Genomic DNA, 10,346 nt, shown 5'->3' with positions numbered 1-10,346 from the left:
CAACAAGGCACTCCAGCGAAAAAACGGTCATGTCTGCGTGCATCAAGGCCGGGAGTGAGCCGTGGCTGGCGAACCCTACTGATAATTGGGGGATACACAATGACCACGAGCATCACGGCGGACGGCTTCAGCGCCGACCAGCCTGCGTTCCTGTCCAAGGAACGGATCATCGCCAAGCCTGGTTTCAACCGCTGGCTGGTACCACCGGCCGCGTTGGCCATCCACTTGTGCATCGGCATGGCCTACGGCTTTTCGGTGTTCTGGTTGCCGCTGTCCAAGGCACTGGGCATCACCGCTCCGGTAGCCTGCGCGCCGGACATGAGTTTTATCGCGCAGGTCTTTTCGTCCCAGTGTGACTGGCCGATCTCGATGCTCGGCTGGATCTATACCCTGTTCTTCATCTTCCTGGGCTGCTCTGCAGCGATCTGGGGTGGCTGGCTGGAACACGCCGGGCCGCGCAAGGCCGGTGTTGTATCGGCGTTGTGCTGGTGCGGCGGCCTGCTGATCTCGGCACTGGGGGTGTATACCCACCAGATCTGGCTGATGTGGATCGGCTCCGGGGTCATTGGCGGTATCGGCCTGGGCCTGGGCTACATTTCGCCGGTGTCGACCCTGATCAAGTGGTTCCCGGACAAGCGAGGCATGGCGACTGGCATGGCGATCATGGGCTTCGGCGGCGGCGCAATGGTCGGTGCTCCACTGGCGGCGGCGTTGATGGGGCATTTCGCTTCGCCAACCAGCGTCGGCGTGTGGCAGAGCTTCCTGGTGATGGCCGCGATCTACTTCGTGTTCATGATCGGTGGCGCGTTGTCCTATCGCGTCCCACCAACCGGCTGGAAGCCTGAAGGCTGGACCGCCCCGGCGAAAAAAGCCTCGAACGCAATGATCACTCATCGTCATGTTCACGTGAATGTGGCCTGGAAGACGCCGCAGTTCCGTCTGGTGTGGCTGGTGCTGTGCCTGAACGTATCGGCCGGTATCGGCATCCTCGGCATGGCGTCGCCGCTGTTGCAGGAAGTGTTCGGTGGCAAGTTGCTGGGCAATGACCTGGCATTCGGTCAACTCGATGCTTCACAACTGGCTTCAATCGCCGCCATCGCTGCCGGTTTCACCGGTTTGCTGAGCCTGTTCAACATCGGCGGGCGTTTCTTCTGGGCTTCGTTCTCGGATTACCTGGGCCGCAAAAACACCTACTTCGTGTTCTTCGCCCTGGGTTTCGCGCTGTATGCACTGATTCCGAACCTCGGCCACCTGGGCAATGTCGCGCTGTTCGTGGCGGCGTTCTGCATCATCCTGTCGATGTATGGCGGTGGTTTCGCGACTGTTCCGGCGTATCTGGCGGACCTGTTCGGTACGCAAATGGTCGGTGCGATCCATGGTCGCCTGCTGACGGCGTGGGCGGCTGCCGGCGTGCTCGGTCCAGTGCTGGTGAACTATCTGCGTGAGTATCAGCTGAGCATCGGCGTCGAGCGCGCAGCGGCGTACGACATCACCCTGTACATCCTCGCCGGCCTGCTGGTGCTGGGTTTCCTGTGCAACCTGCTGGTGCGTCCGGTGGCCGACAAGTACTTCATGACCGACGCCGAACTGGCCGCCGAGCAGGCATTGGGTCACGACAAAGGCGCTGACAGCAGCACGTCGCTGGAGTGGAAAGCCGCGCCGGGCACCAAGCCGCTGGCGGTTGCGGCGTGGCTGGTGGTGGGCATTCCGCTGGCGTGGGGTGTTTGGGTGACCTTGCAAAAAACCGCGGTGTTGTTTCACTAAGTAAACGCATCACCCTTGTAGGAGCGAGCCTGCTCGCGATAGCGGTCTGACAGTCGACAATGATGTTGAATGTGAGGGCCTCATCGCGAGCAGTCGAGCGTCGACCGGCTGCTCCTACAGCTGTTTTGTGGTGTGCCAAATGGCTTGTACTGACATGTACATCGCCAACACCCTCGAATTCACTCCGTCAGGGATATCACCTCTCGTGTTTCTGTTTGGCGCCTGCAGGCCTATAATGGCTGCCYTTTTCGCCCAATGATTTTGCGGAGCTGGTGATGGCCGAACGTAAGGCGTCTGTCGAGCGCGACACTCTGGAAACCCAGATCAAAGCCTCGATCAACCTCGATGGCACCGGAAAGGCCCGATTCGATATCGGTGTTCCTTTTCTTGAGCACATGCTGGACCAGATCGCCCGTCACGGGCTAATCGACCTGGATATTGTCAGCAAGGGCGACCTGCATATCGATGACCACCACACGGTGGAAGACGTCGGTATCACCCTCGGCCAGGCGTTTGCCAAAGCCATCGGCGACAAGAAAGGCATCCGTCGCTACGGCCACGCCTACGTGCCGCTCGATGAAGCGTTGTCGCGCGTGGTGATCGACTTCTCCGGTCGCCCAGGCCTGCAGATGSACGTGCCGTACACCCGCGCCACCGTAGGCGGCTTCGACGTTGACCTGTTCCAGGAGTTCTTCCAGGGTTTCGTCAACCATGCGCTGGTCAGCCTGCACATCGACAACCTGCGTGGCAGCAACACYCACCACCAGATCGAAACCGTGTTCAAGGCTTTCGGCCGCGCCCTGCGCATGGCCGTCGAGCTCGATGACCGCATGGCCGGGCAAATGCCATCGACCAAGGGCGTCCTGTAATGCAGACAGTCGCGGTTATCGATTACGGCATGGGCAACCTGCACTCGGTGGCCAAGGCCCTCGAGCACGTCGGTGCCGGCAAGGTGCTGATCACCAGCGATGCCAACGTGATTCGCGAAGCCGACCGGGTGGTTTTCCCCGGCGTCGGCGCGATTCGCGATTGCATGGCGGAGATCCGTCGCCTCGGCTTCGATTCGCTGGTGCGTGAAGTCAGCCAGGACCGTCCGTTCCTTGGTATCTGCGTGGGCATGCAAGCCTTGCTCGACACCAGCGAAGAGAACGATGGCGTCGACTGCATCGGCCTGTTCCCGGGCGCAGTGAAGTTCTTCGGCAAGGATCTGGTCGAAGACGGCGAACACCTGAAAGTCCCGCACATGGGCTGGAACGAAGTGAAGCAGAAGGTCAGTCACCCGCTGTGGCACGACATTCCGGACCTGGCGCGGTTCTACTTCGTGCACAGCTACTACATCGCTGCCGCCAACGCGCGGCAGGTGGTGGGTGGCGGTCACTACGGTGTCGATTTCGCCGCGGCGCTGGCCGAAGGCTCGCGTTTCGCCGTGCAGTTCCACCCGGAGAAAAGCCATACCCATGGCCTGCAATTGCTGCAGAACTTCGCTGCGTGGGACGGTCGCTGGTAAATGGCAATCAAAAAGAAACCGCCGATTCTGACCCTCACTCCCGAGCAGGAGAACGAGGCCAATCGCAAGATCAAGCGTTTCATGGAAGACCGCTTCGAACTCGACCTCGGCTCGTTCGAGGCGGCTGAGATTCTTGAGCTGTTTACCCGTGAAATTGCTCCGCATTATTACAACAGGGCGATTTTCGATGTACAGGCGCACCTCAAAGAGAGGTTMGAAAGCATCGAAAGCGACCTGTGGGCGCTCGAGAAAAACTGATTTCCGAGCCAAGCTGAACATTCAAATTTGAAGGTTTGCCAGATGCTGATTATTCCCGCTATCGATCTTAAAGACGGTGCCTGTGTTCGTCTGCGCCAGGGCCGCATGGAAGATTCCACGGTGTTCTCCGATGACCCGGTGAGCATGGCTGCCAAGTGGGTGGAGGGCGGTTGCCGCCGTCTGCATCTGGTCGACCTGAACGGCGCTTTCGAAGGCCAGCCGGTCAACGRCGAAGTGGTGACGGCCATTGCCAGGCGCTACCCGAACCTGCCGATCCAGATCGGCGGCGGTATCCGTTCCCTGGAAACCATCGAGCACTATGTGAAAGCGGGCGTGAGCTACGTGATCATCGGCACCAAGGCCGTGAAAGATCCGGCCTTCGTCGCCGAAGCCTGCSGCGCSTTCCCGGGCAAKRTSATCGTYGGCCTGGACGCCAAGGACGGTTTCGTCGCCACCGATGGCTGGGCTGAGATCAGCACCATTCAGGTGATCGACCTGGCCAAGCAGTTCGAAGCCGACGGCGTGTCCGCCATCGTTTATACCGACATCGCCAAAGACGGCATGATGCAGGGCTGCAACGTACCGTTTACCGCCGCGCTGGCTGCTGCAACAAAGATCCCGGTGATCGCTTCCGGCGGCATCCACAACCTGGGTGACATCAAGACCCTGCTCGACGCCAAGGCGCCAGGCATCATCGGCGCGATCACCGGCCGGGCGATCTACGAAGGCACCCTCGATGTCGCCGAAGCGCAAGCTTTCTGCGATTCGTACAAAGGCTGAGGAAACGACCATGGCCCTGGCCAAACGCATCATCCCTTGCCTGGACGTGGACAACGGCCGGGTGGTCAAGGGTGTGAAGTTCGAAAACATCCGCGACGCCGGTGACCCGGTGGAAATTGCCCGTCGCTACGATGAGCAGGGCGCCGACGAGATTACCTTTCTCGACATCACCGCCAGCGTCGACGGCCGCGACACCACGCTGCACACCGTCGAACGCATGGCCAGCCAGGTGTTCATCCCACTGACCGTGGGTGGCGGCGTACGCACCGTGCAGGACATCCGCAACCTGCTCAATGCCGGCGCAGACAAGGTTTCGATCAACACCGCCGCGGTGTTCAACCCGGAATTCGTTGGCGAAGCCGCGCAGCATTTCGGTTCGCAATGCATAGTGGTAGCCATCGATGCGAAGAAGGTTTCCGGGCCGGGCGAAACCCCGCGCTGGGAAATCTTCACCCATGGCGGTCGCAAGCCAACCGGTCTCGATGCCGTTGAGTGGGCGAAGAAAATGGAAGGCCTGGGTGCCRGCGAAATCCTGCTGACCAGCATGGACCAGGACGGCATGAAAAACGGTTTCGACCTGGGCGTCACCCGCGCCATCAGCGATGCGCTGGGCATTCCGGTGATCGCCTCCGGCGGTGTCGGCAACCTGCAGCACCTGGCTGACGGCATTATCGAAGGCCACGCCAGTGCGGTATTGGCGGCAAGTATTTTCCACTTCGGCGAATACACCGTGCAGGAAGCCAAGGCCTATATGGCTCATCGCGGAATCGTGATGCGTTAAACATACAGGCTAGTGGACATCATGGCGRGCCCAAGGCACTCTTGGGTACGCCATGGATTTCGGTAGCCAGACATGCTTAAACGCTTTCTACTCGTTCTCGCCAGTGCCTCTCTGTTGTTCATTAACGGGGCACACGCTGCAGATCGTTCCGATACCGACCTGGTGTTGCTGACGGAAAACTTCCCGCCATACAACATGGCGAAGAACGGCAAGAACTTCGCTCAGGACGACAACATCAATGGCATCGCCACCGATATCGTCCGCGAGATCTTCAAGCGCGCCGACATTACCTACAGCCTGACGCTACGTTTCCCTTGGGAGCGAATCTACAAACTCGCCCTGGAGAAACCCGGGTATGGCGTGTTCGTCATGGCGCGACTGCCGGACCGCGAAAAGCTCTTCAAATGGGTCGGCCCGATTGGCCCGGACGACTGGATCATGCTGGCCAAGGCTGACAGCAAGATCACCCTCGAAACCTTGAATGACGCGCGCAAGTACAAGATCGGCGCCTACAAGGGCGACGCGATTGCCGAGACGCTGGCCAAGCAAGGCCTCAACCCGATCGTTGTGCTGCGTGATCAGGACAACGCGAAAAAACTGGTCAACGGCCAGATCGACCTGTGGGCCACCGGTGATCCTGCCGGGCGGTATCTGGCGCGGCAGGATGGTGTAACCGGACTCAAGACCGTGCTGCGATTCAACAGTGCCGAGCTGTACCTGGCGCTGAACAAGGACGTGCCGGACGAAACCGTCGCCAAGCTGCAAGCCGCACTGGATCAGTTGCGCAAGGAAGGCGTGGTCGACGAGATCATGGCGCGGTATCTCTGATACCCGGGTGGTAAAATTCTGTTCCCGCGGAACGTGTTATTGATCCGTAGTGGGTGGCGTTATCAGATCAAACCGCGTTGCAGAGGGTTGCAGGTCTGACTCATTGCTGGCGTAGCTACATATTTTCAATGGGCTATCTGGCGACAGCAACTCGAGCTCCGCTGCTTTCTTGTACCGTGTATCTCGAAAGTCGGCACAGGGAGTGCTATCGACAAGGGTTGTATAGAAAAAATGCGAACTGAAATCAGGGTATGCACCTTTCCATTGCAGCGATGTGAATTTTTCATTGTAGCCAAACGCTGGTTCAGGAGCGGGTTCTGCAAGATGTGCAGCGTGGGTGAATGCATTTTTCAGTAATGCCGTTGTAAGGTTTTTCTCTATTGAACGCACACCTATTATGCACAGTACATGCATGCGCGTTTCGGGACCTACAGAATCGTTGATATGACCCTTTGTAGCGCTGATCGCGGCGCTATAGCCTTCAGGTTTTTCGCAACTTTGCGCATCTCGTACAGTCTTGTATCGATAATATGGAGTATCGATACTGAATGTAAAATTCCATGTTGGCATAAGTTCATTGCCCGAAGGGTCAACTTCAGGCCGAAGCTTGGTCCTGAAAAACAAGCTCTCAAAGTCAACGTTCACGTTGATTTGTTGCAGGTCGCAGTTTTCAGTGCCATTGCTGAATATTCCATTTATGAAGCAGCTTGACAGGAACGCAGGTGAAAAACCGTAATGGCGTTCGGAAACGATRCTCGTGATTTGGTTTGTCTGCCGATCAACCATTGGGCTGCCTGAGCTTCCATAATCCAGATCCTTGCACTCGTTCACCAAACCTCCGGGAAATGCAGGTGGTACGCCTGAGATAGTCCTGGACACTTCCTGTGCGCAGGCACTCAAGCGCAGAGTCCTGTTGTTGAAGGTGCCGGGAGTTCCGACATTAAGCACATCATGAGAGAACAAGGGAGGCGTGGGTGAGAGCTCGAGAGGCATGATCTGGTCTTGTAACAATGCAGACAGAGGTTTTTCAAGCTCGAGTATCGCCAGATCCGTCCCCAGCATGCTTGTCCAGATGGCCGTACGAACTTTGTAAGTTTTGTGGTTGTCAGCTGTATCTTGAAAGTAATTGAAAGCCACGCTTGCATTTAGCTCATGATTCAACCTTGAAGTGCCATATTCAGCTACTACACAGTGGCCGGCAGTGATGACATAAGCGGGTGCAGTAGTCGTCCACCCAACACCCCGGGTATCGATCAACGTTGCGGTACAAGTACCATTGGGCGTACTGAGAAGCCCAACGCCGGTCCAGCGTGAATACTGGTTGTCATTGTTGGTTAACGATTGGGAGCGAGAACCGTTCTTTAAATTCTCTCCGAGATCTTTTTGTGCGGCTTCAGCGAACAAAAAGAAGTGACTGATAAAGTAAAGAATAAAACTGAGCTGTTTGAATTTCATGACCAATCCTTGGTTATGGATATTTGTGGTTTTGGGCAAGCAGACACGAATGACTACTGCGTCATTTAAAGTCTCGACGTAGTGTGATCATTATTCAAAGGGGTAGGTGGTACATATTTATAGAGTCGGCCACAGCGCAATGACCGGCGCAAAGTCCTTGCGCAATGAATCCGTCAGCCTGGAGGTGGTGGTAAACAAACAAATGGGTCAATTACCGTGCGGGGTCCGGTAAATGCCGTCCTTCCCATGCCCAGCCATCGCCCGATTGCCCCGCACGCTGATCATCATTTTGATATCGATCCAGTCAATTCCCTGAGCTTTCAGCTTGGGCAGTTCACGCTCCAGCACCGCCAACGTCTGCGGATACGGATGCCCGATCATCACTGCCGAACCCTGCTTGCGCGCCAGGCTGATTGCAGTCTGTAGCTGCGTGAAGATCGCCGCTTCCGTTGGCTCGTCATCCAGAAACACATCCCGCGAAACACTCGCCAAACCAACCTTCTGCGCCTCGGCGGCCGCCACCGTCTGAGCGCTGGTACGGCTGTCGACAAAGAACTTGTGCCGACGTTGCAACTCGGCCATCAGCCAGGTCATGGCCGGTTGCTGGGCGGTCATGCGGCTGCCCATGTGGTTGTTGATGCCGCTGGTGTACGGGACCATATTGAACGCGGCGTTCAGGCGTTTTTCCAGCTCCTCGACGGGCAGCTCGGGATGCCAGGCGAACGGTCCGGTGGCCGGATCCATAGGCATGTGCAGAATGACGATCTTACCGGCGCGATGGGCTTCGCGGGCGAATTCGGTGGCGTGGGGTGTGTCAGGCATGATTGCCGTGGTCACCGGGCCGGGCAGGGCCAGCACGCGGCGATCCCGGGGCAGGTTCTGCCCCAGGTCATCGATGATCAGACTCAGGTAGGCTTTGTGGGGCGTCGATCCGACGGGTTCTGCGTGAGCAACCCCCGCCAGACAACACAACAGCCCGATCAGCAACCGCAGAAGCATCTCAACGGCCGGACGTGATGCTCAGCCCTTTGAGCAGGCTCAGGGCCTGGGCCAATTGGTAATCGTCGTCCTGCGGCATCGGCTTGGCTTTGCCGCTGGAACCGGTCGGTTTGTCGGCGCCGCCGTTGCCATTGCCCAGGTGGCCCTGCAAGTCGGCTTCCTTGAAGTAGTCGCCGTCTTGCTCGCTGGTGATCTTGGCCTTGCGCACTTCGATGTCCGGGACGATGCCCTGGGCCTGGATGGAGCGGCCGTTCGGTGTGTAATACAACGCCGTGGTGATCTTCAATGCGCGCTCGTTGTTGAGCGGCAGAACCGTCTGTACCGAGCCTTTGCCGAAACTGGTGGTGCCCATCAGCACGGCGCGTTTCTGGTCCTGCAGGGCGCCGGCGACAATTTCCGAAGCCGAAGCGCTGCCGCCGTTGATCAGCACGACCATTGGCACGGCTTCGCTTTCGTCCTTGCCGGTGGCAGAGAAGCGCAGCTCGGAGTTGGCAATACGGCCCTTGGTGTAAACGATCAGGCCCTTGGTGATGAAGTGGTCAACCACTTCGACCGCCGCCTGCAGCACCCCGCCCGGGTTGTTGCGCAGGTCGAGAATGATGCCCTTGAGCTTCTTGCCGTTGTCCTTGCGCAGCTTGGCCAGGGCCTTGGAAACCTCTTCGCCGGTCTTGACCTGGAACTGGGTGATGCGGATATAGCCGTAGCCCGATTCCAGCAGCTGGCTCTTCACGCTCTTCACCTGAATGACGGCGCGGGTCAGGGTCACGTCGAACGGTGTGCCGCCGTCGCGCACCAGGGTCAGGGTGATTTTCTGGCCGATCTTGCCGCGCATCTTGTCCACGGCTTCGGTCATGCTCTGGCCACGGGTCGGTTGGCCGTTGATCTTGACGATGAAGTCACCGGCCTGGATGCCGGCCTTGGAGGCCGGGGTGTCATCGATGGGCGAAACCACCTTGATGAAGCCGTCTTCGGCGCCGACTTCGATACCCAGGCCACCAAATTCCCCGCTGGTGCTTTCCTGCAACTCGGCGAAATCTTCAGGGCCGAGGTAGGCCGAATGCGGATCGAGGTTGCTGAGCATGCCCTTGATGGCGTTTTCCAGCAGGGTCTTGTCATCCACCGGTTCGACATAAGCGGCTTTGATCCGGTCCATCACCTCGGCAAAGGTACGCAACTCATCCAGCGGCAGTGGCGCCTTGGTGGTCGCAGCAGTGCCCGCAGGCGCAACCGCCGGGGCTGGTTGAGCGGCAAACGCCAGAGGCGCGCCGATCACCAGGGCGATCGTCAGGGCCAACGAGGTAAGGCGGGACAAATGCAGCATGTCTAACAAACTCCTGAATTAGGTAACGCGCTTATCCTTGCGCGCGGCACCATTGCGCCGGATCACTCGGGTGACCCTGCTGACGAATAGCAAAATACAGCGCTGGCGTGTCCTGCCCACCACTGTTGCCGACAGTGGAGATGGACTCACCGGCTTTAACCACATCACCCGCAGACTTGAGCAGCGTCTGGTTGTGACCATAAAGACTCAAAAAACCGTTGCCGTGGTCGAGGATCACCAGCAACCCGGCGCCTCGCAGCCAGTCGGCAAACACTACGCGACCACCATGCACCGCATGCACGGTGCTGCCGGCAGACGCGCCGATCATCACGCCATCCCACTTGGTCCGGGCATCGTCGCCACGGCTTTCACCGTAGCGCGCCAGCAGTCGACCATCGACAGGCCAGGGAAGTTTGCCGCGGGTTGATGCAAACGGGCCGCCAAAGGTCTCGCCGGAACTGGAAACCAGTGCGCCTGGTGTCGATCTGACTGGTTTGCGTGGGGCATCGTCGCTGGCATCTGCCTGCGCCTGGGCCTCACGTAAACGCTTTTTTTCGGCTTCCTGCTGGGCAATCAGCGCTTTTTGTCGCGCTTCTTCTGCCTCACGGGCCTGGCGGGCCAGGGTTTCTTCAATGGTTTTAAGGACTTTAGAC

At 58.5% G+C, this 10,346-nt stretch carries 11 protein-coding genes; 7 read left to right on the top strand and 4 right to left on the bottom strand.

All coding sequences use genetic code 11. From position 1 onward, the window contains the following. The first annotated feature begins 99 nt into the window (after positions 1–99). The 7 genes from ACXRVY_RS09600 to ACXRVY_RS09570 all read left to right on the top strand — a co-directional run bounded on the left by ACXRVY_RS09600 (position 100) and on the right by ACXRVY_RS09570 (position 5,918). A complete protein-coding gene (locus ACXRVY_RS09600) occupies positions 100–1,764 on the top strand; it encodes an OFA family MFS transporter (protein ID WP_223457862.1) in 1,665 nt (554 codons plus the stop codon). 275 nt (positions 1,765–2,039) lie between these two features. Next, entirely contained in the window at positions 2,040–2,633 is a 594-nt protein-coding gene (gene hisB / locus ACXRVY_RS09595; protein WP_458237302.1) for an imidazoleglycerol-phosphate dehydratase HisB, read from the top strand. Continuing rightward, positions 2,633–3,271 (top strand): imidazole glycerol phosphate synthase subunit HisH, encoded by a 639-nt coding sequence (hisH, locus tag ACXRVY_RS09590; RefSeq protein ID WP_007972757.1) that lies wholly within the window; start codon positions 2,633–2,635, stop codon positions 3,269–3,271. The genes hisB and hisH overlap by 1 nt, the downstream gene beginning before the upstream one ends. Then, on the top strand, positions 3,272–3,529 hold the full coding sequence (locus ACXRVY_RS09585; protein ID WP_458237301.1) for a DUF2164 domain-containing protein: 258 nt from the start codon (positions 3,272–3,274) through the stop codon (positions 3,527–3,529). It abuts the gene before it with no gap. A 42-nt stretch (positions 3,530–3,571) separates the two neighbouring features. Next, the gene (gene hisA, locus ACXRVY_RS09580) at positions 3,572–4,309 is read left to right on the top strand and encodes a 1-(5-phosphoribosyl)-5-[(5-phosphoribosylamino)methylideneamino]imidazole-4-carboxamide isomerase (protein ID WP_458237300.1); all 738 of its coding nucleotides are present in this window, start codon (positions 3,572–3,574) and stop codon (positions 4,307–4,309) included. A gap of 10 nt (positions 4,310–4,319) precedes the next feature. Continuing rightward, a complete protein-coding gene (hisF, locus tag ACXRVY_RS09575; protein WP_458237299.1) occupies positions 4,320–5,090 on the top strand; it encodes an imidazole glycerol phosphate synthase subunit HisF in 771 nt (256 codons plus the stop codon). 72 nt (positions 5,091–5,162) lie between these two features. Beyond that, positions 5,163–5,918, top strand: coding sequence for a substrate-binding periplasmic protein (locus ACXRVY_RS09570; RefSeq protein ID WP_223457856.1), 756 nt, complete (start codon positions 5,163–5,165; stop codon positions 5,916–5,918). A gap of 36 nt (positions 5,919–5,954) precedes the next feature. On the opposite strand, the gene ACXRVY_RS09565 is transcribed toward ACXRVY_RS09570, so the two are convergent. The 4 genes from ACXRVY_RS09565 to ACXRVY_RS09550 form a co-directional block, all read right to left on the bottom strand. Further along, complete coding sequence (locus ACXRVY_RS09565) at positions 5,955–7,373, bottom strand: trypsin-like serine peptidase (protein WP_223457854.1); 1,419 nt, start codon at positions 7,371–7,373, stop codon at positions 5,955–5,957. Positions 7,374–7,580: 207 nt separating this feature from the next. Then, positions 7,581–8,372, bottom strand: a complete 792-nt coding sequence (locus ACXRVY_RS09560; protein ID WP_223457851.1) for a divergent polysaccharide deacetylase family protein — start codon at positions 8,370–8,372, stop codon at positions 7,581–7,583. A gap of 1 nt (position 8,373) precedes the next feature. After that, positions 8,374–9,693: a S41 family peptidase gene (locus tag ACXRVY_RS09555; protein ID WP_223457849.1), complete on the bottom strand. Its 1,320-nt coding sequence runs from the start codon at positions 9,691–9,693 to the stop codon at positions 8,374–8,376. 31 nt (positions 9,694–9,724) lie between these two features. Next, positions 9,725–10,346: murein hydrolase activator EnvC family protein (locus ACXRVY_RS09550; RefSeq protein ID WP_458237298.1), on the bottom strand; the 622-nt coding region annotated here is incomplete at its 5' end.

This window comes from Pseudomonas sp. P5_A2_2, assembly GCF_054177685.1.
Note: the sequence above shows the minus strand (reverse complement) of the source record. Positions and strands in the feature narration are given on the sequence as shown.